The sequence below is a fragment of the Nodularia harveyana UHCC-0300 genome, assembly GCF_034931085.1.
GTDB lineage: Bacteria > Cyanobacteriota > Cyanobacteriia > Cyanobacteriales > Nostocaceae > Nodularia > Nodularia harveyana.
Genome location: NZ_JAYGHG010000040.1, coordinates 1 through 24,783 on the forward strand (window position 1 = coordinate 1; position 24,783 = coordinate 24,783).

Genomic DNA, 24,783 nt, shown 5'->3' on the forward strand with positions numbered 1-24,783 from the left:
GCCACTCCTTCTCTGCTTCCAGAAGCTACTGCTTGTTCTGATGATTCTGACTTGTCGAAAGCTGCATAATTTGATTGCTTGACTTCGGGGGTTGTTTTCTTCTTCTTTATACCCCCTGAACGCTTACTCTTGATATTGGATGTGGAAAACGTCCAATTGACACAGCAAGCACTGCGTTAGATATTCAAGACTTAACACAGTATTATGAAAACAGCAAAATAAATTTCATTTGTGGTGATGCTTGTTCTACTCCTTTTAACGACAAAGAGTTTGATTTTGTTTTTGCCAGCCATGTAGCAGAACACGTAACTAAACCAATCAAATTCTGCACTGAATTAATGAGAATTTCATCTAGAGGATATATAGAAGTTCCAACACCTCTATTTGATAACTTGATTCTGAATAATCATGATGGTCATTTATGGTGGGTAACTTTTGACGATATACAGGCATCATTGAAATTTTCTCCAAAAATCGGAGTTCTAAAAGAAGTCATATCTATTGAAGAAAATAATTTATTGTTTGCTTTCTTTAGGGAAAGTATGGTCACAGAAATATATTGGGAAGATGAAATAAATTCTTTTTTAGAAGATACATTTGTTCCATATTATCCTTTGAATAATTTTGAATCATTGAACATCAGTTCATATCAATCAGACAAAATATATAAAATGCCAAAATGGGAATTAGGTAATAAGAGTAAACTTGGATTCAGGGAAAAATTTGCTCATATATTAAACTCAATTATCAGAAAAACTTTAATCTTAGATTAAAGCCTTTATAAATAATCTCTAATTAAATAGGGATTTTTTTCACAGGACTTACGCAAAACCTACTTCAAATATTGTCATTGCGACGTAAGGAAGCAATCTCAAACCCCGATGTTTCGTTAAAATGCGTAAGTCCTATTTCAAAAATATGTTCAATTATAATAAAATGAAAACAATTTTGTTAATTGATATTTCTACATGGAAAGGACATCATGAAATATATTTCAAAAACATTTTATTATCTTTAACAAAATCTGGCTTATTTGTTTATGCTTCCTGTGAAGACAATTCAGCACTTAATCAATGGTTACAAGAATTAAACTTACAAAATTGTCATGTATTAGAAGCTAAACTATCACTGATAGATAAATTATTTTTTAAAATTTTATCTTTAATTGACAATATTTGCTTAAATCTATACCCTAAAACAACCTTTCAATTCTCATCAATTGTAAATCTGCAATACACCAAAAATTTATTGCACCAAATTGGTAAAGAGATTCCTGTTTTTTTTGCCCATGCTGATTCAGCTATTCCATCTATTCCTCTTTGGGTTGCTAGACTATTATTACCTTCTAAATGGGTAGCACTATCTATTCAACCATCTTATCAATCAGCCATTTCTTTCGGTAAACTTAAAAGTCGTCAGCACTTTGTAGCAGAAAAGCTATTTTCTCTAAACTCTTGTAAAGCCGTTCTTTATCTACATCCAGTGTATACCAAGTTCTTTGAAACTCGCTTTCAAGAAAATAAGTTTTTCGTTTTGCCAGAAATAGTTGATGTCAATGTTACTGAACATTCAGAAATAGCTAATAAAGTTCAGCATTTAGCATCTGGAAGAAAAATAATTTCTATAACGGGTGCTTTACTACCCAAAAGAAATTTACAACTATTTCTGAAATCAGTACAACAATTAAACCCAGATGAGTATTTTATTCTTGTAGTTGGACATTTACCTGAGCAATGCTACTCAGCAGAAGAAGTAAAAATTATTCAAGAACTTTCATTCAAATTGTCAGTAAATTCTTATATCAGATGTGATTATTATATACCAAACGAAGAAGAGTTTAATGAACTAATAAAAATTTCTGATATTATCTATCTTCAATATCTGAAACATTCATCTAGTAGCAATCTGTTATCAAAATGTATCAAGCTGAGGAAACCAGTAATTGTTGGCAATGGTTATGTAATGCAAAAAGTTGTAAATACTTATAATTGGCAAGCAATTGTTCCCGAAGAACCAGATAAGATTGTTGAGGCTATTATACATCTTGCCCACAATTTTAAAATTGATGAAGCAAAATATCAACAGTTTTTAATTGACTACGCTGAGGAAAAATTTAACCTGGCAATAGAGCAAGCTATAGAAATGATAAACGAAAATTAAAATTATTATTTTAGGCGGCATGAAACTACTTTACATCAATAAAATAGAAACTAATACGGGTTGGGGTTTAGAAACATTTTTAAATCAATCTTTAATAGAGAATGAGGTGGAAACTATCTGTGTGGATTATCAAAAAAATGCTTATGCTTTATCTAAAAATATCGTCGGTATAACTGAAAATTTCGATGCCGTTCTTTTAGAACGGGGATGCGGTTATCTAATTCCTTTGCACATCCTAAAAGCTATTAAACGACCCAAGTTTTTACTGTTTACGGAACTGGTAGCTCGCAATGTCAATCAACATTATTTGCTAAATTCAGAAATATTTGAACATATATTTTTTAGGTCTTTACCTTGCATGGAATGGGTAGCAAATAAAGGTTGGCTTAATCAGCATCAAATGAGCTTATTCTTAAGTGCAATTGATCCGAATTTTCATAAACCTATTGAGGGCATCACCAAAGATATTGATATTCTCTTTGTTGGCACATTGCTACCAAGACGGCAAAAAATCATTTCTGAGTTATCTGATAGCTTCTCAGTCACAACCTGTTCTGCTTTCGGTGAAAATATGGTTACTTTAATTAACCGTGCTAGGATTATTTTAAATATTCATGGAGAAGACTTTCTAGATACAGAAACTAGGGTTTATGAAACGCTTGCTTGTAGAGGGTTTCTTTTGACAGAGACTTTATCATCTGAAAATCCGTTTCAAAATGGTGTTCATTTAGTAGAAACAAAGAATATCAAAGATTTAAAAGAAAAAATCGCTTACTATTTAGATAACCCTATCAAAAGGGAAACTATAGCTGAAGCGGGTTATCAAGAAGTTATCCAGCACCATACTTTTAAAAAACGTGCAAAACAAATCCAGCAAGTGATTGGGTCTTATCTAATCTTATCACGACCAGCAAATGATCCTATAGCAAAAAGACATTTGCAAATGTTAAAAATGTGGGAAATATATCTGCAATTCAGGGATGCAACATTGTTTCAAAGTCGCCGCTATTTAAGCTATCTTAAACAAAACTTAATCAAAAAATCCACTCATTAAAGAGTATTATGAATATTGGTATTGTAACAATGTGGTTTGAGCGAGGAGCAGGTTATGTTTCTCGTCAATATCGCCAAATATTTAGTTTAAATCACAATGTCTTTATCTATGCTAGAGCAGGTGAATATCCAAAAGGTGATCCGATTTGGGATGATGCTAGTGTAACCTGGGGAAAAATAAGTAATTTACCCGTACCAACCGCAATCGATCAAAAAGATTTTGAAACTTGGATTAAACACAAAAACATTGATGTTGTATTTTTCAATGAGCAGCAATGGTGGGAACCACTAAGTTGGTGTCTCAATCTAGGACTGAAAACAGGTGCTTATGTTGACTACTACACAGAAGAAACTATCCCATTTTTTACTGCTTATGACTTCTTGATTTGCAACACTAAACGACATTATGCAGCATTTTCATGGCATCCTCAAGCATTTTATGTACCTTGGGGAACTAACACAAGTATATTCAAACCTCAAAATTTTGAACCTAGTAATGCAGACAAAATTACATTTTTCCACTCTTGTGGATATAGCCCCAAGCGCAAAGGTACTGATTTTGTAATTGGAGCTTTCAAGAATACTACTAAACCTGCAAAGCTGATTATCCATAGTCAGGTTGACCTAATAAAAGCACTACCAGAACAGAGCCAAGTTATTCAGGAACTGAAAGATCAAGGTTCACTTGAATGTATCGAAAAGACTGTTACAGCACCAGGTTTATATCATTTGGGAGATGTATATGTTGGACCATCCCGTTTAGAAGGGCTTGGCTTACCTATGATTGAAGCTCAAGCTTGCGGCTTACCCCTGGTAACTTGCGATAACCCACCGATGAATGAATTTGTGATTCAGGGAGTTAGTTATGCTGCAAAAATAGATAGATTATGGAGTCGCAATGATGGTTATTACTGGCCTCAATGTTCTCCTAATATTCAAAACCTTACAGAAATATTAGATTTCTATGCAGGGGAATTCAGCAATATTCATAAATGGAAACGTGATGCTCGTCGCTATGCAGAGGATAATTTTAATTGGATGGATAGAGCAGCACAGATTGATTTCATTCTCAATGAAACAAAAATAGATAATGCCAGAAAAAATCAAGCAGTTAAGCAAGTTGTGAATTTTGAAAGAGCCAGACAGGGTATAATATATCGGTTTGCTAGAAAATATCCCTTGATTTGGCAGTTATATCAACAAATCAAAAATTAATTAGGGTTTTTACATTTTTATTAGCATTGTTCTTGCATTTTATTTGTTAATTTGATCAACATTATCGTTTTAATGAGGTATTTTGTTATGTCTAAATTCAAACATTTTTTAGTTACAAGATTTAATGTTAAGCCAGTGAATGATAAACTCCAAGTTGTAGATAAAATCTATACAGATGAATGGATAGAAAAACGCCTCAATTTATTTCGAGAATACTGTCTTCCATCTATCCTGAATCAGGACTGTAATAACTTTCATTGGTTAATTTATTTAGATAGAGATACCAAGGACAAATATAAAGATGAATTTAATACATTGCTTAAATCTTGTCCTTTTCCTTATGAAATTCGCTATGTACATGGTGCAGTTTTATTTCTTGAGGATGTCAAAAAATTTGTATTAAATAAAGTTGAATGTCAAGAAACCCATATAGTTACAACTCGTCTTGACTCAGATGATGCTTTTCATAGACAAGCAATTTCACGATTACAAAAATACATTGATTACAACTCATCTATTTTGAGGGATAATAAAACTGCTCTAAACTTATTAAACGGTTATCAATTGCGTGTTAATCCCTATTATGAATTAGTATGGAAAAAAATTCCCTCTAATCCCTTTGTAAGTCTAATATCAAAAATTGACATGGGTACTGTAGACATAGTTTATAATTATTTCCATAATGATTTAGGCGACATCAAAGTTATAGATATTGATGATGGTTTTTATTGGTTGCAAACAATACATACGAACAATATGACATCTGATGTTATGGGTTGGCCTACTATAAATTTACAGCGAATAAAAGAATTTGGCTTTGATACTAATCATATTAACATTAGTCAAAAAACATTTCTCTTAGGTTTTTACAACAGGGTTAAGGTAAGTATAACTTCTAAAATCTTTAAATATAATTAAAGTATGAGTACACAGACACAGGAACAATTTAACCCAAGAGAAATTTGGTTAGATAACTTGAGAATTATAGATTTACAAAAACACTCGTTTAATTCATTAAAGATATAATTGCAATCTTTCTATGTCATATTCAGTATCCATTATTATCCCCTGCTATAACAACCAAAGCTTTATTGAAAATGCGATCGCCAGCGCAATCAACCAAACATACAATCATATAGAGATAATTGTTATTGATGATGGTTCAACTGATGGTAGCCTAGACATTATCAAAGCCTTTGGTGATCAGATTCGCTGGGAAACTGGCAAAAATTGCGGCGCACCATTAGCACGGAATAGAGGAATTGAATTAGCTAAAGGTGAATATATAAAATTCCTAGATGCTGATGATGTATTATTACCAGATTGTCTAGAAACACAAGTCTCTCAAGCCAGTAAACTCTCACCAGAACGCAAAGCCATTGTCTATGGTGACGCAATTTGGGTTGATCAACATACTCAACCTATACCCAGTTATCCCCTACGTCCGCGACAACCTGACGAAGATAACATTGCTCACATTTTAGCCAATAGTCCTTTAACTTCTTGCCCCCTCCACAAACGCGAGTATTTGTTGGAGATTGGCGGTTTTGATCCCTCATTACCAAGAGGTCAAGAATATGATCTACACCTGCGCTTAGTGTTAGCCGGTGTGGAATTTCTGCATTATCCTGGTTCACTATATAAATATCGTGAGTATGTAGATAATGCCCGGATTAGTCAACGAGGCTACAGTAGCAAAGGAGCAATGTTTCACTTTCAAACCCTACAAAAACACCACCAACTCATAGAGAATCAGACAGGTAAACCTTTATCTCTAGAAGTACGAAAAATTTTAGCTCAACGTTTTTGGGCTTTCGGACGTGGTATTTTACGAGAGGGTTATGTTAAGGAAGCACAAGAATATTTTAATGCTGCTCGTAACCTAGACTCAAAAAACTGTATAACAGGAAATAAACCTTATCCTTGGTTAGTCAAATTATTTGGTAGTTATTGGGCAGAATTATTGATTGATAAACTACGACAACTTATTCCCAGGATTTCCAGTTAATCAAATATGGAATATATTGAATAATATACTATTTAATTAAAGTTATGTCTGAGGAACAAAGTATAGGCGTTTATTTTTCCGCGAATGATAAAGTTTACGATTGGACAATCGCATTTCTCAACAGTTTCCGCACTTTCAACCCAGATTTACGATTGATTTTAATTCCTTTTAACGAAGAGTGCGATCGCATCTTACAACTACAAACACAATACAATTTTGAAATATATATTGACCCATCATTCCCCCGTTTAGAAGCTATTGGTAAAGCTTTTGAGTTAGGATACACCCCGACAGGACATTACTGGTTCAGACGCTATGCTGCTTTTTGGGGACCATTGGATCGGTTCATGTATTTAGATGCTCGTCAAGTTGTTTTAGCTAATCTCACACCTTTGATTACAGCCCTTGATGAATTCGGTTTTGACTTCCTACATTATGACTGTGCTATAAACCAAGTATATGAGCCAGGACAATTCCGCCAACAGCTATTAAGACAAGGACGAGGAAGAGGCTTTAATTCTGGACGTTGGGCTTCTCGAAAAGGACTTTTTTCTATTGAGGAATTTGAAAATTTGACAGCAGAAGCATTAAAAATCCGTGAACAACTCAATCCCCGTAATACTGATCAAGCATTTATTAATTATTGCTGTGATATGAAGCCTGTGGTTTATGGTCACTTTGCAGAAGTAATAGGAGATATTTGTCAAAATTGTTGGGCAAGGCAATCTGGACATATTTATCAAGAAAGTGATAAATTTTATTTATGGGATTATGGAGGGTTAGACCATAAAAAACAGGTTATATTAGTCCATTGGGCAGGATATACATGGAGAGATTTATTACCTCATAGATGGATATTAATGTATTTTGCAAAAAAGAATTATAACTATTTAATTTTTTTGATTATTTACACACTAGAATTCATGTTTATGCTGCCTAAAACTATACCTAAAAGAATCATTTCCAAAAAATATGTTAATTTTTACTATCATTACATCAAACGCAATTATGATAAGTAATTTAATTCTTGAATATTAAATAATGCTTACTGAATAAACACTCAATAACTCTTAATATGCAAAAACTAAACTATTACATTGGACAACTCTTTAGTTGGTTAGGTTACTCTATTATTCCATCTTGGAAAACACCTGAGTGCAATCTAAATTTATTAGAACTTTCTTTTGCTCTTCTTGAATCAAAAAATATATTACCTCTTATCGTCCAAATTGGATCATTTGATGGTTTAGCAAATGATCACTTGAGTAATATAATTGCTAAAAAAAACTATGAAGCAGCATATTTAGTAGAACCTCAACCTAAAGCAGTTTACAAACTTCAGCAACAATACGATAATAAAAGAAATGTTCATATTATAGAGGCTGCTATTTGTAATACTGATGGATATACAACTATGTACTCTTGCGGAGAGTTAGATCAAAAAGCGTCTATTAATATATCTCATTTTTCAAGATTTGGTTTAAATAAGAGTGATCTGACTAAATTTATGGTTGAAGGAGTAACGGCTCAAACCTTTTGTTTAAAATACAATATCAATAGAATTGATATATTACAAATTGATACAGAAGGGTTAGATTTAGATATTTTGAAAATGTTTTTAAACATTATTCATCCTAATATTATTAATTTTGAAAAATTCCATCTTTCAAAACAGCAGTATACTGAAGCACGGGAACTTTTGAAATCCCAAGGTTACAACTTTATTGAATATGATTATGATATATTAGCAGTTTCTGAGAATATCCTTTAATAACCAATAAAAACATAATTAAATTTATGATTATGACATCTCCAGTTGTTACATTTATTATTCCCTTAAAAAGTCCTGATGTATCTGAAGACTATTCACTTGTTTCAAAATTATGCATTGGTACACTCAATAGTATTTTATCTTCAAGCTGTTCAGATGTAAGAATAATTTTAGTTTGTAATGCTCCACCTGAAAAATATCCTAATGATTCAAGATTAGAAATAATTAGTGAGCAATTTGCCATTCCAACTAATCGCTCTGAATTATTTCTTGATCAAAAATTAAAAATCAAGCGAGGAATGATAGCATTAAAAGGATTTAAATCAGGTTATGTGATGAGAATGGATGCAGATGATTTTATTCATAGAGATTTAGTAGATTTTGTGAAAAAAAATTATAATAAATCTCATGGATGGTATATGCCAAAAGGTTATGTCTGGGAGATAGGAAGTAAATATATTTTTACTCGAAATAATTTTCACTTAACTACAGCTAGTTCTCACATTGTTTATTTAACAGAAAATGACTTACCTGAATCTATGAATACTCCAGATAGCGATTACTTTGTTGATTTATGGGAACACTTACTGTTAGTGAAAACTTGTAATAAGTTAAACCGTCCACTCCAACCAATACCATATCGCTACAGTATTTATACGATTGGTCATTCAGAAAGTGTAATGTCCCACTCTCTCCGCAACTGGTCTTCTTTCAAAAAAACCTTGTGGAAACTAATTAGTATTCGTCCACTCACTAGAACTCATGTTGAGAACTTTGGACTTTAACCTAAATGAATAGATGAACATCATTTCCTATATCCACCCCACCCGCACATATTTACCGTGTACAGGTGCGGGACGACATATCAACAACACCTTGCTGGGATTAACATCACAGGACTCAATAAACTTAGAGTTACTATGTTCTAAACAATGGTTACAAGCAGATGGCAAACTTGATTTACTTTCTCCTCTGCGAAATATACCATTAAAAACTTTTCCTTTCCCAGAAAACCTAACAGAGAGACTGTGGAAATTAGCGCAATTTCCTAAAATGGATAGTTACCTTTCTAAAAATACAGATTGGCTATTCACACCAATGGAAACCTATATTCCAGTTTCAAGCTGTCCAGTCGCAGTTACTATTTACGATATTCAAGCATTTGAGACTGATTTACCTTGGTCGAATACCAGACAACATCGTTGGTTTCGTTATAAATGGAGTCAGTGGATTTATAAGGCTTTGACTAATTATAAGGTTGTTTTTACCATCTCTGAATTTTCTAAACGCCGGATGATTGAATTACTGGGAGCAGACGAAAATAAAATAGTGGTTGTCGGTTGTGGTGTAGAACAGCCTTTTTATGATATTGCGTCAATTGACCCAGTTAAGTTAGAAAGACCTGTTAACAATCCGTATGCCTTCGTTATTGGCGGATTAAGATTAAGAAAAGGTGCGGATTTTGTCCTAGATGTAGCTAAAGGGTTGCTAGATGTAAATTCTGATATACAAATTGTTGTCGCTGGAGATTCAGAACCAGAATATATTGCAGCAGCTAAAGATTTACCTAATTTGAAACTATTGGGAATAGTACCAGATAGTGATTTACCACGGCTGATGCGTTGTGCTTCTTCACTGCTGTTTCTTTCCCATTATGAAGGTTTTGGTATTCCCGCAATAGAAGCAATGGTGGTAGGTACTCCCGCAATAGTCAGTAACCGCGCTTCATTACCAGAGGTAGTTGGTAGCGCAGGTATAGTAGTTAAACCAGAGGATACAGCAGCGATCGTTGATACCCTGATTCAACTTAAAGAAAATTCACAATTGCGACAAGATTATAGTCAGCGTGGACAAGAACACGCAAAACAGTATACTTGGTCAAGCTGTGTTGATATTGTTCAAAAAGCATTTTATGAGTACATTTAAAGGACTATAGGTAGGAATTATGTTATTGGCAACAGAAGCACGCTTTACTCAGTTTGGTTGTGGTCTTTGCGCTCCTCCAAAATGGTTGAATTTTGATTCCAGCCCAGCTATGCGCTTACAAAGATTGCCTATTGTTGGCAACTTAGTTCCATCTGGACCTTTTGGACGTTATCCAGAAATTGTTAAATATGGTGATATTGTTCAAGGTTTACCAGTTCCTGATGAAAGTATAGAGTTATTGTACTGTTCTCACGTTTTAGAACATATAAGTTTAGAAGAACTGCGTAATGCTTTATCTAATTGCTATAGGCATCTACAACCGGGAGGTATTTTTAGATTAGTAGTTCCTGATTTGGAAATTATGGCAAAAACATACATAAACTCGAATACTCCTGAAGCTGCTCATGAATTTATGAGAATAACTTGGTTAGGAAAAGAAAATAGGCAAAGAGATATACTGAGTTTTATCAAAGATTGGTTAGCTAGTAACACTCATCTGTGGATGTATGACTACAATTCTCTATCTTTGGAATTGAGCAAAGCTGGTTTTCAAAACATTCGTAGAGCTAAGTTTGGTGATTCTGGGATTGATTTGTTCAAGGATGTTGAAGACCCAGAAAGATGGACTTTAGAACTAGGGATTCAGTGCCAAAAGTGATTTACAGTAACTATTATAGAATATATTATTCATGACCAAAGTTGTTTTCTGTTGGTCTGATATTTCTGGTTACATGACAGCTTGCTGGCGAGCATTGCAAGCTATACCGGAGATCGAATTATTTATCATCGCTTTCCAAGCTCGGACTCAAACTGCTTTTGCTGATGAGTTAATGCAAGGTATTCCTCACTGTCTTCTGGATTTAGAAGAAAGAAATAAAGCCAAATTAATAGAGCAATTAGTCATTGAACAAAGTCCCGATGTCATAGTGCTGAGTGGATGGTTTCATTCACCCTATCGTCAATTAGCTTTCTCTGAGCAACTACAAGATGTGAGTTTCATCATGGGTATGGATACGCCTTGGTGGGGCAATTGGAAGCAGTATTTAGCTCCTTGGATGTTGCGCTCTTATTTACAGAGAATGGCTCATGTAGTTGTTACGGGCGATCGCAGTTGGCAGTATGCTCGACGTTTGGGAATACCGTTAAAAAATATTTCTTTGGGACTATATGGAATAGATTATCAGGCTTGGTCGCCTCTGTGGGAACAACGGAACCAGTCATCCTGGCCACGTTCGTTTTTGTTCGTAGGAAGATATAGCCACGATAAGGGCATAGATATTCTAGCAGCCGCATATCAACAGTATCGCCGAGAAGTTCAAGATCCTTGGCATTTAATTTGTTGTGGTAAAGGTGAATTAGAATTTCATCTGCGATCGCAACCAGGTATTGAAAACCGAGGTTTTGTGCAACCCAGCGAGATGAAAGATATTTGGCTAAATGCCGGGGTTGTTATATTACCTAGCCGCTTTGATCCTTGGCCATTAGCATTGGTGGAAGCTGCTGCGGCTGGCTTACCTGTTGTTTGTACTCAGGTTTGTGGTTCTTCTGTAGAGGTCATTCGTTCTGGATATAACGGTATAATTATTCCTCCTGCTGATGATCAAGCCTTGGCTCAAGCATTAGTGGAAATACATAATTCTTATGGTAATTTAGCAAGGTGGGGAAAACGCGCCCAGAGCTTTGCAGAACCCTATGGATCAGATCAATGGGCAGAGCGTTGGTTAAAGATCATTAAATCTGTGCAGTAATTAGGTATATATGGATTTTGTCAATCAACTAGTTAGTGTAATTGCTAGTCCCTTGGGTTTGATGCTGATGCTTGGTGGCTTATTTGTAGTTTCTCAAGCTAATCAAAAACGCCCGCGCTTGGGTTGGTTATTGGTGTCTGTTTTTGGTTTTGCTGCATCCCTGGGTAAATTTGCCAACGAATTTATCACAGAACCTCCAGCATTAGTTTTTCCATTACAACAAATTCGTGAATTGGGAAGACCATTATCAATAGTATTATTAGGTTTATTAATTGTTATTGCTTTCAATACCAAGAATACATGGCGAAAAAAATTTATACCCCAGCCAATTATCTATATTATCCTAGTTCAATGTGCAATTTTTTTCAAAATATTAGTCTATGGAGATTTAGGATTTGCTTTTTTAAGTGCTGCTACCTTTGGGGGATTAGTTTTAATGGTGATTTTCGGTCCTTCTCGATGGCTGCAAAATGACCATAACTTCCAACTAGGGGTGTGGGCGATCGCTATGGTAGGGGTAATATTTGGTATTGCCAACATTTATCAAGCATCAAGGGACTTGTATGCTATTACTTTTGTGCATGGATGGTTCTTAGGAACTAGTGGCAATCCTCACCATACTGCTGTTTTAATTACTGCGACTATACCTTGTTTTTTACTTTTGTTCTTTCAGCAAAAAAATCTCTGGATAAAGGGAATATGGGCAGGATTTTTGGGGTTAGCAATATTGGGTTTATTAATGACAGCCTCCCGCACAGGTACAATTATGGCTGTTGTCTCAGTTTTAATTTTCTTCCGTTATAGGGGAGGGAAGTTCTTACAAATAGCTCTAATTGTAGGTGTGGTTGCAGCATTTTTATTACCTGACCTCAGTTCTACAAGTGCAGGTACATCAGACCTCTTATCAAATACTTGGAGCAAATGGGATGGTACAGATACCAGTACTCGTTCATATATTTGGAGTGGTTATTGGAATCTATTTCTAAAATACCCACTATTTGGCGCACCCTTCCAAGGCGATCGCCTGCGGTTTGGTGAAAGTTCATGGTTAGGAGTTTTCGGAAGTTTGGGTTTAGTTGGTGCTTTGCCAATGTTTATGTTTGCTTGGAGTTCCCTAAAAATGATTTTTAAGCTAGACAAACTCTCCAAAATGAGACCTGATTATTATTTAAAATGTAGTGCTGTCATGGCTGGATTACTCTCTCTGCTAGTTGGTGGTATTTCTGAAGCTTATCTTCTAGGTAATCTCACATTCTCGATTCTTGCGGTTTTTTTATATCTTATACTTGGCAACTATCTCCTAGAAGTTGCAAAGCAAGAGTATGATTATTTTAGATCCCAGCATCAGCCAAATTATATGTTTTTATCTAAATAATGAGGATTCTTCATGTGATTCCTTCTGTTGGTTGGCATCGTGGAGGAGCCAGCCAGGCCGTCATAGAAATGCTGCAAGTTTTACACACTAGGGAAATTAATGTAGAACTAGTAACCACGAACGATAATGGTACTGATTTACTTGATGTACCATTATGTGAACTAACGCAGTATCAACAAATTCCTACTTGGTTCTTCCCCCGCTTCTCGCCCCAAGTCTCTTTTGTCCGTGAATTTGCCTTTTCTTGGGAGTTGACAAAATGGCTTTGGAAGAATATTGGCGAGTATGACTTAGTGCATATTCATGCATTATTTTCATATAGTTCAACTGTGGCTATGATCATTGCTAGATTGAAGCGAATACCTTATATTAATCAACCTCATGGTTTACTGTGTGAGTGGTCTTTGCAACAGAGCAAACTGAAAAAAAAGATATATTTATCCTTGATAGAACGAAGTAATCTACAACATAGTCGCATTCTACAACTAACTTCTATAAAGGAAATTCAAGAAATTGCAGGGTTGAATCTGGGAGTTACACCTATTGTCATGCCATTAGGTTTAGAAATTACTCCCCAAATCCACAATGCTCGTCAGAAATTACAGGAAATATTTAATATTTCTCCAGAAGAAAGAATTATCTTATTTTTATCTCGGTTACATTATAAAAAGGGCTTAGATTATCTAATTCCGGCTCTGAGTAAATTAAAAGGGCAGAAATTTAGCTTTATATTAGCAGGTAATGGTTCTTCAGAATATGAAGCTGAAGTTAGTGAACTATTAAAAACTAACAACCTTGAGCATTGTACCCATCGTCCTGGATTTGTGACGGGTGAAATGAAAGATATATTACTACAAGGCTCGGATATTTTTGTTTTAACTTCTCATTCTGAAAATTTTGGAGTGGCTGTATTGGAAGCAATGGCAGCAGGTTTAGCGACTATCGTGACTCCTGGTGTGGCTTTAGCGTCTATGATTAAGGAAAATCAGGTTGGTTATGTTCCCGAACTAGATATTTTAGAAATTACCAAGGTTATAGAACACTGTCTCAATCATCCTGAAGATGCAAAAGCGACTGGCGATCGCGCTCGGCAATTTATCCTAGATAATTATACATGGGATACTATAGCAGCCAAAATGGTTTCAGTATATAAAAATATTATCAGTGACCGTACAATCAAAAATGCCAATTAAAATTTGAGTAATAGAGATATCTGAAAAAGAATTAAGCTATAGCAATACCTAGATGAAGATTGGTTTACCACTACTTGAAATCAACTTTTAGATACAGGATTTATCTCTCTCTTCACATAATTTACATGAATAAAACAAGGATATCATAACTATGAACTCATTTTTTTGGTTATTAATTGACAAATTCTATAACAAGAACCCACAGTTAAGAAAATTATTAATAACAATTTTGTTTGGTGATAATAATATTACAGTTAATCTTTTCGATAGAAAATTACTGATTAATTCCATTAAAGAGAATGGATATTATAGAGCATCTAGAATTTGTAATACAAGCAGCCTACTTCGTGATGAAATTTCTGTATTATTAAATATTTCTGCAATTTTATCAGCAGGCGATACTTTCATAGATGTGGGAGCAAATATAGGTATATTTTCATCATTATTATCTCGTTATAAGTCAATATTACCTGATTTAGATATCCATGCTTTTGAAGCTAATCCAGATACATATCAACGTCTAAAAAATAATGCAGAGAATTATGGGTTTAAAATATATAATACTGCAATATCAGATACAGAAGGTGAATTGGAGTTTTGTGAAGGAGCCGTATCTCATGTTTTTACAACTCTAGAAAATGCCTCGAAATATAACTTTAAAAATAAAGTTACTAATGTAAAATCTCAAAGACTAGATAGATTAGCAATAAAAGGTAATTCAATTATATTGAAAATAGATGTTGAAGGACAAGAAATGTCAGTTCTCAAAGGAGCAAGTTCATGGTTTGATGCAAAAAGAATTAAGGCAGTATATTTAGATGGTTTTGCCGATAAAGATAAACAAGAACTGCTTAATTTTCTGAGATCATATAATTTTTCGTTATGGGATGGCAGAGAACTAGTAAAAACAGACGGAAATTTATTTTCTCTTCTAGCAATAGCCCCAGAAAACCCACTCTAAATGATAATTTAGAAAATGTTTATTGAAATTTGAATTGACTATCATCGTAGTTTAAATGCTAGAACAAGTTACCCCGCTTATCCTGATTTACAACGAAGCACCTAATATTAAGCGCACTCTCCAAAGTCTCTGCTGGGCAACTAAAGTTGTTGTCATTGACAGTTATAGTACAGATGAAACTTTAGAAATTCTCTCTTCCTACCCTCAAGTGGAAGTTTTTCAACGCAAATTTGATACCCACGCTACTCAATGGAACTATGGCTTAGAACAGGTTACATCAGAATGGGTTATGTCTCTGGATGCAGATTATGTTCTGACCAATGAACTGATTACTGAAATCAAAAATTTACCTGCAAATGGTAGTATTGATGGCTACTTTGGCAGATTTAAATATTGTGTATTCGGTAAGCCTTTACGGGGTACGATACTCCCACCTAGAGAATTTCTATTTCGCAAAGATAAAGCTATTTATATTGATGATGGTCATACCCAACTGCTAGAAAATCAAGGGAAGTCTGGTCAACTTTCAGGATACATTTATCATGACGATCGCAAACCTTTAAATCGTTGGCTATGGGCGCAAGAACGTTACATGGTGATTGAAACTAAAAAGCTGTTGGAAACACCTAATAATGAACTTAGTTTAAGCGATCGCATCCGTAAACAAAAAATATTCGCACCATTCATAATCTTAATTTATTGCCTCATCCTCAAAGGTGGTATTCTGGATGGATGGCATGGTATATACTACGCCTGGCAGCGTGTATTGGCAGAAGTTATGCTCAGTATACATTTAATTGAGGCAGAGAAACTAAAATAATAGTTGTTAACACTAATTTTAGTGGCTGCCATGTTGAAGCTGAACAAGAAATATTGGTTTCTAACTATAGCAGGTTTACTCCTGGCATTATTCAGCATGATTCCCCTCAGAACTGCGATCGCCTCTTGGCAATCTCCCCATCCTCAAGCTATCCTTACCCTTGGCGGCGGTCCAGAACGAGAAGAATTTACGGCTGAATTTGCCCAACAACATCCCCAGTTAGATATCTGGGTTTCTGGCGGTATCCCCCCCAAACAAGCCCTAGCCATATTTAAAAAGGCAAATATTCCCCAAAACCGCCTCCACCTCGATTACCGTGCTGTGGACACAGTTACCAACTTTACCACCCTGGTGGAAGATTTAAAGCAGCACCAAATCCAGCACATCTACTTAATTACCTCCGACTATCATCTCCCCAGAGCCAAAGCCATAGCTACCATAGTTCTAGGTAGTGAAGGAATCACATTTACCCCCATATCTATCCCCGAAGACCAACCGAGAGAATCCATTGTTCGCATCGTCAGAGATAGTGGACGTTCCCTATTGTGGGTGATATCAGGTCGTACAGGAGCTAGCTTTCACCCTCGTTTTCGTAACCCATCCTATGCAGCTAGATAAATACACCCTGGGAAATTATACCACTGGCGCACCCTACTGGAAACAGCTATTGTGGTACTTCCTTGGTTCTCCCTTAGTTGAGAGTTATTGGCTACCTATGTCATCTGTGAAGGTAGCAATATTACGGATGTTTGGCGCGAGGATTGGGGAAGGTGTTCGCATTAAACCCAGAGTTCGAGTTAAGTTCCCTTGGCGGTTAACTTTAGGTGATTATGTTTGGATTGGGGAAGATGCTTGGATAGATAACCTCGCCCATGTGACAATAGAAAGTCATGCTTGCATATCTCAGGGTGTGTATCTTTGCACAGGTAATCATAACTGGAGTCATCCACATTTTGAGTTGAAAATTGCGCCAATTCATATTCAAGAAAGTAGTTGGATTGCAGCTAGGTCTATGATTGGACCGGGAGTAACTGTTGGTAGAGGTGCTGTGTTAACTCTCGGTGGAGTTACTGCTAAATCATTGACATCTCTGACGATTTATGCTGGTAATCCGGCAGTAGCAATTAAGGAAAGAAAGTGGGAAGAAAGTAACCACAGAGGCACAGAGGACACAGAGTTATGAGGGTTCTGGAGGCTGTGAGGATTTTTTGGGTTATTACTAAATTAAAAATCATGAAGTTGTCTGGAAGCAGGAACTAGGAAGAAACAGGCAAAATGAGGGAAAATAATGGTGTGCTATTTAAATCTTCAGAAATCAATAGATTATGTCCTATTTGCTAACGGCGTTTCAACAGCAACTGCTACGGATAATTACTTTTGTGATGTTTATTACTCTAGTTAGTGGTTTGCTCTTTCCTTCCCCCAGTTGGGCGGATGCTTCTGGTTTGGGGGTGAACGGTGGTCATCTTAGTCCCTGTCCCGCTTCAAATAACTGTGTTGTTAGCCAAGGTGCTGATGATAAACACGCCATTGAGCCAATTGAATATCATGTTGACCGGGAAGCGGCTAGAGAAACTTTACTCAAAGTTCTGGGTGTTGTTCCCCGCACTGAGGTGATAGAAGAGACAGATAATTATATTCATGCTCTATCTAAAAGCCGCATCTTTAAATTTGTGGATGATGTGGAGTTTTATTTACCTGCTGATGAGTCAGTGATTCATCTCCGGTCGGCATCTCGTGTGGGAGAATCGGATTTGGGGGTTAATCGCCGGCGTATGGAGCAAATTCGGCTGGCTTTACAGGATTTAAATATTTAATTTGGTAAATGTGGCTCAGGTCGGGGATGCGATCGCACTCTAAAAAATGTAGAATAAACATTGAGTGTTCATCTCAAGGGAAAAATGCAGAAACATTTGTGGCGTTGCGTCCTAGTAATCCTCATAGCATTGACTTTTGTCGGATGGGCTGGAGAATCAGCACAAGCATTATTGCGGGAACATCATGATTCTCCCGGTGTTCTGCACTATCACTCCCAAGTATCTATTAAAGATGATCAAGGCTACGCTTGGCAGGTGGTGTTATTTAAACAAAATTACGATAATCCTGTCAAAGAATTAAGATTACGAGTGGTGGGTTTTCCTGGTGTCGCTGAAATTGCTCACCCCCAACCATTAGAAATTGAAGCAGCATCGGGAAAATTGTTGAGTGCATCCGATGCTTATGGTTTAACAGCACCTGCTGCTAATGTGGGTGAATATGAAGTCACTAATATTCTGCCCCAATTACCCACCACCGATGCACTCAAGTTGTATGTACCCACTGCAAGCGGAACGCCATTGGTTCTCAAAATTCCCAATAATGTAGTGACTGAGTGGCAATGGCTAGTAACAGAAATTAATTAGGGTTTGCTGAATTGAGATATGAATTAGTGTCACGCAAAGGCGCAAAGGCGCAAAGGAACTAAGAAAAATCAAGGTGATTTTGGCATTTCATACTTTGATTCAGCAACGCCGATTAAATTGTTTGCTCACATTTTAAATGGTTTTCACCAAGATTTCCCAAGGTTTCATTAATAGCTATCATTAACAACTCATTCAGAGAAATTCCCGCAACTTTAGCCATAGAGGGAATAACACTCTTGGGAGCAAAAGAACAATATAAACCAGCTTCTAAAAACCAAGGTTCTCCCTGGGGGTCGATGCGGAAGTCAAATAAACTGTAATGGCGACAACCCAAAGCTTGATGACACTTCTTCGCCACTTCCTGCACCCTTTGGGTGATGGGATCTTTGGGGTCTACAATCCAAGATTTTACCTGATCTTTAGCACTAAAACTTAAATTACCATCATCGGTTTGTTTGAGTTTATCAGCATAGCTGCGGATGGGTTTATCATCAGGGTCTACCAAATACTCTTCTAAGGGTAAACCCACTAACTCACCATCTTTGACAATAATCCCACATCTGACTTCTCGACCGAGTTCAATGAATTTTTCGACAATTACCTCATCTGCATATTCAAAGGCTGTTCGCAAAGCGGCCGGATAGTCACTAACTTGTTTAACTAACGCCACTCCTAAAGAGTTATCTGAGGTTACGGGTTTAATCACTACTGGAGGTGTGAGAGTCGGTATATCTCCGGGACGGAGCAATTCTCCATGAGGGACATTGACACCGGCGGCTGCTACAATTGCTTTTGTTTTAGCTTTGTGAGCTGCGATCGCCATAATATCAGCTTTATTCCCGATGTAAGGAATATTCAGCAGGTCAAACAAAGCGCGGTAGTAGGTCATGCCCGGAATACAAAACATTTGTGGTAATACTAAATCAATGTTTTGCTGCGAGAGAAATTTGATCGCATCTACCAGAGGCATAGATTTAGAGATGGCGATATCTTCTCGATTTAGGGAGCGAGGAAAACGCCACTGGCCATCAGGTGTAATGTATGCAATCTGAAAATCATAGCATGATCTGTTGGCGATCGCACTGAGGCAATCTTGGGCGTAAAGCCTTGACAAATCACAGTAAAAATTATTGTCCGCAGAACCAACTAAATGCAAGATACGAAGTAATGGCATAGTTTATTAATATGGATTAGTGTCACGCATCAGCGAAGCGAAGCACGAAGTGCGTTAGGCGCAAAGGCGCAAAGGTAGGAAGAAAATAAAGGTGATTTTGGAATTTTATACTTTAGTTCAACAACGCCGTTTTTTTTAATCGCCACCTAGTTCTACAAGTTTGCCAATGTTGAAGTCGATTTTTACCCAGCCTTTGAGTTGTTGGAGATTCTTCAGCAAGAGTAGGGGAATTTGCCAATGATGCAGGGTTAAAAATGGTACAGGATCATCTAACTGCAAAATGGCATCTGTGCCTTGGAATATGGTATTTAGGGCTGTTCGCAATTGTTGACCGGAACGCACACCAGTCAGTCGCCAAATTTCGTGATATATCCAGTAAGTGGGTTTGCTACTGGCTAGGGGTTCTAGGGGTGCGGTTTGGGGTGTTTTACCAAAATAGGCATCTGCTACACCAGGATGATTGTAGAACATGGTGATGGCGGAATGGGTACGGGGGTTGCATTCAATGGCGTAAACTGTACCGGATTCTGCTTGAATAAAGTCGAAAGAAATTTGTCCAGTTAGCCCCAAACTCTGCACGAAGTGTTGCACCCATTCCCGAATTTGAGTGTTTTCGACGTTTTCATAATTGATTTGAAATGCGGAAGAGTTTGAACAGCAATGCAATCTCAATTCTCCGTCCCGGACTGTGCTATGTGTGCATAACTCCTTACCAGGAATAAACTCTTGCATAATCCAAGGGTTTTCTACACTGATGGGTAAACTGTTAACAAAGGCTGCTGTTTCTTCTGGGGTTTCGCAGGGTAGTTTGGTTAAATTTAAGCGGCGAACTGAGTCGTAAGCGATATTTTTTAATATATATTTGTGGGTTTCCTGACTAAAATCAAAGTTGATTACTTGTTGTACATCTGTGATTTTAAAGGATTTGGGGACAGATAAACCGAGCGATCGCGCCTTTTCTGTAAAGGCAAATTTATCATCTAGCATCTTCGTCATATCTGCATCAAAGTGGAAAACTTCGCAGTATTCTGAGAGTGCAGGTTTTGCTAATGAGTCGTAATAACTAGCTACAGGGCTGCATACAGGCACATAAACGTTAACTTGCTCTTTTTTAACGATGTCTACCAACGCCTGGATATAGCCTTCTGGGTCTGATTGCGGTGCGGGAACTGTATAAAAAGCACTGACAGCTTTAGAGAATCTATGACCAGATAACCAATATTTGTGACCTTCAATCAGAATAACTCGATGTCCGGCGGCATGGAAGCAACGAGCCAGTTGTAACGCTTTGGTCATTTTAGCGCCACTGACTAAGATAGTCTGAGGATTAGCTGTAACCACCGCTTTTTTGCGGAACGGCGATCGCCAAAGGCGGGGCGTAGCCCATCGCATAATACCCCACAGCAGAGATATCAATACTATCAAAAAGTTCAACGGCAAAGCCAATAATAATAACGTCAGAGTACCCAGGGTCTTAAATAAACCCACTAACTTCACCCCCACACCCGTTGCTACGGTGGGAGATGTCCCCACAGATAATGAAACCGATTGTGCCATAAATCTTTTAATAAAAAAGTAAATTCCTCTAAACTCTGTGTCCTCTGCGCCTCTGTGGTTCAAAAAGTAATTTAACCATAGAAAACCAGAGAGGGAAATGAGGAAGAATTGATCTTCTTCATCTCCCGGATACCTAAATTAACCTACCCTTCTAATTAGGGTGACACCATCTCGGATAGGTAACAGAACCTGCTCTACACGCGGATCGGCGGCTACCACAGCATTAAACTGAGCGATCGCCTCACCGTTGGCGGTGCGTTGTTCTGGGGGTAGATATACTTGTCCCTGCAATAGAGTATTATCTACGCAGATTAACCCCTCACTGGTAATCAAATCATGCTGCAAAATTAGCTGGAAGTATTCTACATACTCCTTTTTATCCGCATCAATGAAAATTAAATCAAATGATTCTTTTCTGGCTGCGAGCTTGTGCAGTGTCTCTAAAGCCGGGGCAACCTCCACAATGATTTTTTTGCCATCAGGAGACTCACTAAAGCAATTCTGGGCAAATTCAGCCACATAGGTATCTACTTCACAGGCGATCAGTACCCCATCACTGGGTAGTGCTTCCGCCATTGCTAAGGCAGAATATCCTGTAAACATTCCTACTTCCAGAATCCGCTTGGCTTTGGTGAGATGAACAAACATTTTTAAGGTCTGTCCTTCCAGATGTCCTGAAAGCATTTCTTGCTCTAATTGAAGCACTGTGGCGCGATCGCTAAAGCGTTTTCCCCAGTCTTCTTGACTAGTTTTTTGCGCTAATGCTTTTAAAGCACTGGATTCGGGAGTAGTGTACTCATCCAAATAGGGATCTAAACCGGCGGCTAATTGCACTCCCTGGCGCAGAGAATCTAATATCTCTGCGGGTACATCACTCTCTTGTGCTAATTTGAGAGTTTTCTGTAACTCAGCGACTAAAATGCTATGGGGCGTTATAGGTCTAGCCATTTCTTTACCGACAACACTGGTCATATCTTTACACCCCCACTAGTTTGGATTCTTGAGTTTCAATATATGCGTTAACTCCTTCTCCGCGACGGGGGTATTCTGCACATAGTTTTTTGTGTTGCACTAAAGCTGCATCCAGTTCTTTACGGGTAAGATCATTCACAAAGAAGCATTCACCAATGGGGCGAGGCATAGCAGCCCGTTGTTTCCCATCTCGTGTTAAGCTAATAGACTCGGTAGCCTCCCACAGCAAATCTCCATCTAGTAGGGGATGATCTAGAGATAAACCGATGCCACTCATTAGGTCGAGAATGCGATCGCGCTCACTTGTAGGAATATAGCCTCTTTCTGCCGCAATGGTTGCAGATAAAGCCATATCTATATTCACCGCGTGACCATGATATAGAGGTACACGAGGCGCTAATTCTAGGGTAGGACTCCAAGTGTGTCCATAAGCAATCACCCGATCCAAATCAAGTTCATGCAGATTAGGAGTCTCTAACTCCAGCATCGTCTTGATAGCTTCGTAGTTAACTTTATGAGCAATCTCTTTGATTTCTGGTGTAGCATTCACGTGTCCAAAGTGAGTCGCTAGTAATTCTTCTCCATGTTTATAGAGTAGTTCAAATACCTCTGAGTTAGACACTACAGCAATTTTTACTAACTCTGCCATACCATTGCGGACTTGATCCGTTGGCAAAGTCTTCAAAAATGAGAAGTCTAGAATCACTTTCAAAGGTGCATGATATGCGCCCAAACGATTTTTTAACTTGCGATGATTAACTGCTACTTTAATCGCTACCCCAGCATCAATTAAACCAATTAAGGTTGTAGGAACGCGAATATAGTTACTCTTGCGACGGTATGCAGCACAAGCAAATCCAGCCACATCAGTCACTAAACCACCACCCACAACTAACACTGGTTCTTTACGAACTAAGCCAAAGTCGGAAAAAGCATCGACAATTTTTTCAAAAGTTTCTAAGCTTTTCGCTGGTTCACTAATAATGATGGGAAATACTGTCAGATCAATATCGTAATGCTTAAAATATGACCTGATTTCCTTGCCATAAAGTTCGTAAACATTGGCATCAATCACAGTCAAACAGCGTCCGAATTTGCTATAGCTATCAGCAATTTCTCGGTTTTCAATATTAAATGCACCATTCACATAGACAAGACTAAAATCAATCTTTTCGTAACCTTCTACATGAAATGCGGTTTCTGTAGCTTGAAAGGATGCTTGTACTTTATTCATGTTTTTTGACCTAATTCCAACTAAAAAAATGTGAGATTGCGGGAATTATTTCCCTTGACTTTAATCCTGTAACTTGAGATTAAAGACACAACAAAATGGGCTTCTGATTAAAAAGCTAAAGTCTATTACTGACTGGTAATGTTATTTAACAACACCATTCATTTTTGTAAATTTTTTGGGTGACCTTTAATTTAAGGCTACCTCCAAACCAATCAACTACTACTTTTTGGAAGATGGTTGACTGTCATGGGGAAATTATATCGTAACTCAGATATAATCCACTATCTTTAAGTTGAGTGGCTTTCCGATTGTGAGATTTCGTAAAAATCCTATCCTGGAGAAATATTCGTATCGCTGATCTCCAAGCTTTAATTTGAGATGAGAACTCTGATTAATCTTTAATTCGCTGTTTTTGAGCATGACTATCAAACCTTATATTGCTAAACTCGCTACATTCTATTTGGCTGAGAATGACAGTGAATCTCTCCGAATTTTTCCGGAATTTTACTTAATTCCACTGTGTTTGACTCTAGCAATTGTCCTAACGTTGAACTTGGGAAAACTCCTGTTTTAATCAACTACTCGGTCTATTTACGGCTGACATTAATCCTCTGGTGGCTGTTTTTTAGTATTAGAGAAAAATACCTCAAAAGGCAATGTAATTCCTCTGTTGTTCAGTCAAGTTACTACTCAGTACTCTGAATACTAGAATCAGGTATATCTGAGTGAATTGTTACAACACTTTACATTTATTAAGGAATGGTTCTCTATTAAAAAAATTCCAAGTTTCCTTGAACTACTTGTTTTATGGCGATTTAAGCCGTTTTGGTTTAAACCTACCGGAAATTTACTGGGGAGTAAATTAAAGCAAGTACACAAAACATAACATTATCCTAATACAAGTAATAACAAATGTAAATATGTACACTGCAAACTTTATTAAAACAACGGAAAACTCAGGGTTATAGCCTTTATAATCACGCTGAAGCTTTGGCGATCGCCTAGCGTCGTCAATTCTCACTCATACTTGAGATAACATAGCTTTCATTCAGATTAGGGATAATGTGTATAAAATAACCACCAGGATTTTAAATCACAAAAATCCTCTTAGCCGTGATTCGTATCACTACCTACCATTGAGATGTTACTAATAATCAGAATCTAGAACCCCATCCCCAAACGCCATGGGATATCAAACCTCCATTTTGGAACCT

The 24,783-nt window shown here is 37.0% G+C and carries 24 protein-coding genes; 20 read left to right on the forward strand and 4 right to left on the reverse strand.

Annotated features, from left to right (window positions below; all coding sequences use genetic code 11):
- Positions 1–182 precede the first annotated feature (182 nt).
- From VB620_RS18490 to VB620_RS18585, 20 genes are all read left to right on the forward strand, one after another.
- Positions 183–773, forward strand: coding sequence for a methyltransferase domain-containing protein (locus VB620_RS18490; protein WP_323197654.1), 591 nt, complete (start codon positions 183–185; stop codon positions 771–773).
- Between the two features lie 163 nt (positions 774–936).
- Positions 937–2,160, forward strand: coding sequence for a glycosyltransferase (locus tag VB620_RS18495; protein WP_323197620.1), 1,224 nt, complete (start codon positions 937–939; stop codon positions 2,158–2,160).
- A gap of 19 nt (positions 2,161–2,179) precedes the next feature.
- On the forward strand, positions 2,180–3,214 hold the full coding sequence (locus VB620_RS18500) for a glycosyltransferase (protein WP_323197621.1): 1,035 nt from the start codon (positions 2,180–2,182) through the stop codon (positions 3,212–3,214).
- Between the two features lie 8 nt (positions 3,215–3,222).
- On the forward strand, positions 3,223–4,428 hold the full coding sequence (locus VB620_RS18505; protein WP_323197622.1) for a glycosyltransferase: 1,206 nt from the start codon (positions 3,223–3,225) through the stop codon (positions 4,426–4,428).
- A gap of 87 nt (positions 4,429–4,515) precedes the next feature.
- Entirely contained in the window at positions 4,516–5,346 is an 831-nt protein-coding gene (locus VB620_RS18510; RefSeq protein ID WP_323197623.1) for a glycosyltransferase, read from the forward strand.
- Between the two features lie 121 nt (positions 5,347–5,467).
- Positions 5,468–6,436: a glycosyltransferase gene (locus VB620_RS18515; RefSeq protein WP_323197624.1), complete on the forward strand. Its 969-nt coding sequence runs from the start codon at positions 5,468–5,470 to the stop codon at positions 6,434–6,436.
- A gap of 44 nt (positions 6,437–6,480) precedes the next feature.
- A complete protein-coding gene (locus VB620_RS18520; RefSeq protein ID WP_323197625.1) occupies positions 6,481–7,455 on the forward strand; it encodes a hypothetical protein in 975 nt (324 codons plus the stop codon).
- Positions 7,456–7,511: 56 nt separating this feature from the next.
- Complete coding sequence (locus VB620_RS18525) at positions 7,512–8,207, forward strand: FkbM family methyltransferase (RefSeq protein WP_323197626.1); 696 nt, start codon at positions 7,512–7,514, stop codon at positions 8,205–8,207.
- 32 nt (positions 8,208–8,239) lie between these two features.
- Complete coding sequence (locus VB620_RS18530; RefSeq protein ID WP_323197627.1) at positions 8,240–8,992, forward strand: glycosyltransferase family protein; 753 nt, start codon at positions 8,240–8,242, stop codon at positions 8,990–8,992.
- Between the two features lie 13 nt (positions 8,993–9,005).
- A complete protein-coding gene (locus VB620_RS18535; RefSeq protein WP_323197628.1) occupies positions 9,006–10,133 on the forward strand; it encodes a glycosyltransferase family 4 protein in 1,128 nt (375 codons plus the stop codon).
- Between the two features lie 19 nt (positions 10,134–10,152).
- A complete protein-coding gene (locus VB620_RS18540) occupies positions 10,153–10,791 on the forward strand; it encodes a class I SAM-dependent methyltransferase (RefSeq protein WP_323197629.1) in 639 nt (212 codons plus the stop codon).
- 31 nt (positions 10,792–10,822) lie between these two features.
- On the forward strand, positions 10,823–11,881 hold the full coding sequence (locus VB620_RS18545) for a glycosyltransferase family 4 protein (RefSeq protein WP_323197630.1): 1,059 nt from the start codon (positions 10,823–10,825) through the stop codon (positions 11,879–11,881).
- A gap of 10 nt (positions 11,882–11,891) precedes the next feature.
- Positions 11,892–13,256 (forward strand): O-antigen ligase family protein, encoded by a 1,365-nt coding sequence (locus VB620_RS18550; protein WP_323197631.1) that lies wholly within the window; start codon positions 11,892–11,894, stop codon positions 13,254–13,256.
- Entirely contained in the window at positions 13,256–14,449 is a 1,194-nt protein-coding gene (locus VB620_RS18555; RefSeq protein ID WP_323197632.1) for a glycosyltransferase, read from the forward strand. Before VB620_RS18550 ends, VB620_RS18555 begins: the two co-directional genes overlap by 1 nt.
- Before the next feature lie 151 nt (positions 14,450–14,600).
- Positions 14,601–15,410: an FkbM family methyltransferase gene (locus VB620_RS18560; RefSeq protein ID WP_323197633.1), complete on the forward strand. Its 810-nt coding sequence runs from the start codon at positions 14,601–14,603 to the stop codon at positions 15,408–15,410.
- 55 nt (positions 15,411–15,465) lie between these two features.
- On the forward strand, positions 15,466–16,230 hold the full coding sequence (locus VB620_RS18565) for a glycosyltransferase family 2 protein (RefSeq protein WP_323197634.1): 765 nt from the start codon (positions 15,466–15,468) through the stop codon (positions 16,228–16,230).
- Positions 16,231–16,260: 30 nt separating this feature from the next.
- The gene (locus VB620_RS18570; RefSeq protein WP_323197655.1) at positions 16,261–16,848 is read left to right on the forward strand and encodes a YdcF family protein; all 588 of its coding nucleotides are present in this window, start codon (positions 16,261–16,263) and stop codon (positions 16,846–16,848) included.
- Positions 16,835–17,413 (forward strand): WcaF family extracellular polysaccharide biosynthesis acetyltransferase, encoded by a 579-nt coding sequence (locus VB620_RS18575; RefSeq protein ID WP_323197635.1) that lies wholly within the window; start codon positions 16,835–16,837, stop codon positions 17,411–17,413. The genes VB620_RS18570 and VB620_RS18575 overlap by 14 nt, the downstream gene beginning before the upstream one ends.
- A gap of 142 nt (positions 17,414–17,555) precedes the next feature.
- Entirely contained in the window at positions 17,556–18,047 is a 492-nt protein-coding gene (locus VB620_RS18580) for a DUF1499 domain-containing protein (RefSeq protein WP_323197636.1), read from the forward strand.
- Positions 18,048–18,131: 84 nt separating this feature from the next.
- A complete protein-coding gene (locus tag VB620_RS18585; RefSeq protein WP_323197637.1) occupies positions 18,132–18,632 on the forward strand; it encodes a DUF3122 domain-containing protein in 501 nt (166 codons plus the stop codon).
- Between the two features lie 112 nt (positions 18,633–18,744).
- Here VB620_RS18585 and VB620_RS18590 read toward each other — a convergent pair whose 3' ends face one another.
- The 4 genes from VB620_RS18590 to VB620_RS18605 form a co-directional block, all read right to left on the reverse strand.
- Positions 18,745–19,806: a D-alanine--D-alanine ligase family protein gene (locus VB620_RS18590; protein WP_323197638.1), complete on the reverse strand. Its 1,062-nt coding sequence runs from the start codon at positions 19,804–19,806 to the stop codon at positions 18,745–18,747.
- A 135-nt stretch (positions 19,807–19,941) separates the two neighbouring features.
- Positions 19,942–21,363 (reverse strand): ATP-grasp domain-containing protein, encoded by a 1,422-nt coding sequence (locus VB620_RS18595; protein ID WP_323197639.1) that lies wholly within the window; start codon positions 21,361–21,363, stop codon positions 19,942–19,944.
- 138 nt (positions 21,364–21,501) lie between these two features.
- Positions 21,502–22,335 (reverse strand): O-methyltransferase, encoded by an 834-nt coding sequence (locus VB620_RS18600; RefSeq protein WP_323197640.1) that lies wholly within the window; start codon positions 22,333–22,335, stop codon positions 21,502–21,504.
- Positions 22,336–22,339: 4 nt separating this feature from the next.
- The gene (locus tag VB620_RS18605; protein ID WP_323197641.1) at positions 22,340–23,569 is read right to left on the reverse strand and encodes a sedoheptulose 7-phosphate cyclase; all 1,230 of its coding nucleotides are present in this window, start codon (positions 23,567–23,569) and stop codon (positions 22,340–22,342) included.
- Between the last annotated feature and the right edge of the window lie 1,214 nt (positions 23,570–24,783).

Bases quoted from the DNA above. Each gene is read 5' to 3' on its own strand.
- VB620_RS18495 (WP_323197620.1), top strand. From the start codon at position 937: ATGAAAACAATTTTGTTAATTGATATTTCTACATGGAAAGGACATCAT.
- VB620_RS18500 (WP_323197621.1), top strand. From the start codon at position 2,180: ATGAAACTACTTTACATCAATAAAATAGAAACTAATACGGGTTGGGGT.
- VB620_RS18505 (WP_323197622.1), top strand. From the start codon at position 3,223: ATGAATATTGGTATTGTAACAATGTGGTTTGAGCGAGGAGCAGGTTAT.
- VB620_RS18510 (WP_323197623.1), top strand. From the start codon at position 4,516: ATGTCTAAATTCAAACATTTTTTAGTTACAAGATTTAATGTTAAGCCA.
- VB620_RS18515 (WP_323197624.1), top strand. From the start codon at position 5,468: ATGTCATATTCAGTATCCATTATTATCCCCTGCTATAACAACCAAAGC.
- VB620_RS18520 (WP_323197625.1), top strand. From the start codon at position 6,481: ATGTCTGAGGAACAAAGTATAGGCGTTTATTTTTCCGCGAATGATAAA.
- VB620_RS18525 (WP_323197626.1), top strand. From the start codon at position 7,512: ATGCAAAAACTAAACTATTACATTGGACAACTCTTTAGTTGGTTAGGT.
- VB620_RS18530 (WP_323197627.1), top strand. From the start codon at position 8,240: ATGACATCTCCAGTTGTTACATTTATTATTCCCTTAAAAAGTCCTGAT.
- VB620_RS18535 (WP_323197628.1), top strand. From the start codon at position 9,006: ATGAACATCATTTCCTATATCCACCCCACCCGCACATATTTACCGTGT.
- VB620_RS18540 (WP_323197629.1), top strand. From the start codon at position 10,153: ATGTTATTGGCAACAGAAGCACGCTTTACTCAGTTTGGTTGTGGTCTT.
- VB620_RS18545 (WP_323197630.1), top strand. From the start codon at position 10,823: ATGACCAAAGTTGTTTTCTGTTGGTCTGATATTTCTGGTTACATGACA.
- VB620_RS18550 (WP_323197631.1), top strand. From the start codon at position 11,892: ATGGATTTTGTCAATCAACTAGTTAGTGTAATTGCTAGTCCCTTGGGT.
- VB620_RS18555 (WP_323197632.1), top strand. From the start codon at position 13,256: ATGAGGATTCTTCATGTGATTCCTTCTGTTGGTTGGCATCGTGGAGGA.
- VB620_RS18560 (WP_323197633.1), top strand. From the start codon at position 14,601: ATGAACTCATTTTTTTGGTTATTAATTGACAAATTCTATAACAAGAAC.
- VB620_RS18565 (WP_323197634.1), top strand. From the start codon at position 15,466: ATGCTAGAACAAGTTACCCCGCTTATCCTGATTTACAACGAAGCACCT.
- VB620_RS18570 (WP_323197655.1), top strand. From the start codon at position 16,261: ATGTTGAAGCTGAACAAGAAATATTGGTTTCTAACTATAGCAGGTTTA.
- VB620_RS18575 (WP_323197635.1), top strand. From the start codon at position 16,835: ATGCAGCTAGATAAATACACCCTGGGAAATTATACCACTGGCGCACCC.
- VB620_RS18580 (WP_323197636.1), top strand. From the start codon at position 17,556: ATGTCCTATTTGCTAACGGCGTTTCAACAGCAACTGCTACGGATAATT.
- VB620_RS18585 (WP_323197637.1), top strand. From the start codon at position 18,132: ATGCAGAAACATTTGTGGCGTTGCGTCCTAGTAATCCTCATAGCATTG.
- VB620_RS18590 (WP_323197638.1), bottom strand. From the start codon at position 19,806: ATGCCATTACTTCGTATCTTGCATTTAGTTGGTTCTGCGGACAATAAT.
- VB620_RS18595 (WP_323197639.1), bottom strand. From the start codon at position 21,363: ATGGCACAATCGGTTTCATTATCTGTGGGGACATCTCCCACCGTAGCA.
- VB620_RS18600 (WP_323197640.1), bottom strand. From the start codon at position 22,335: ATGACCAGTGTTGTCGGTAAAGAAATGGCTAGACCTATAACGCCCCAT.
- VB620_RS18605 (WP_323197641.1), bottom strand. From the start codon at position 23,569: ATGAATAAAGTACAAGCATCCTTTCAAGCTACAGAAACCGCATTTCAT.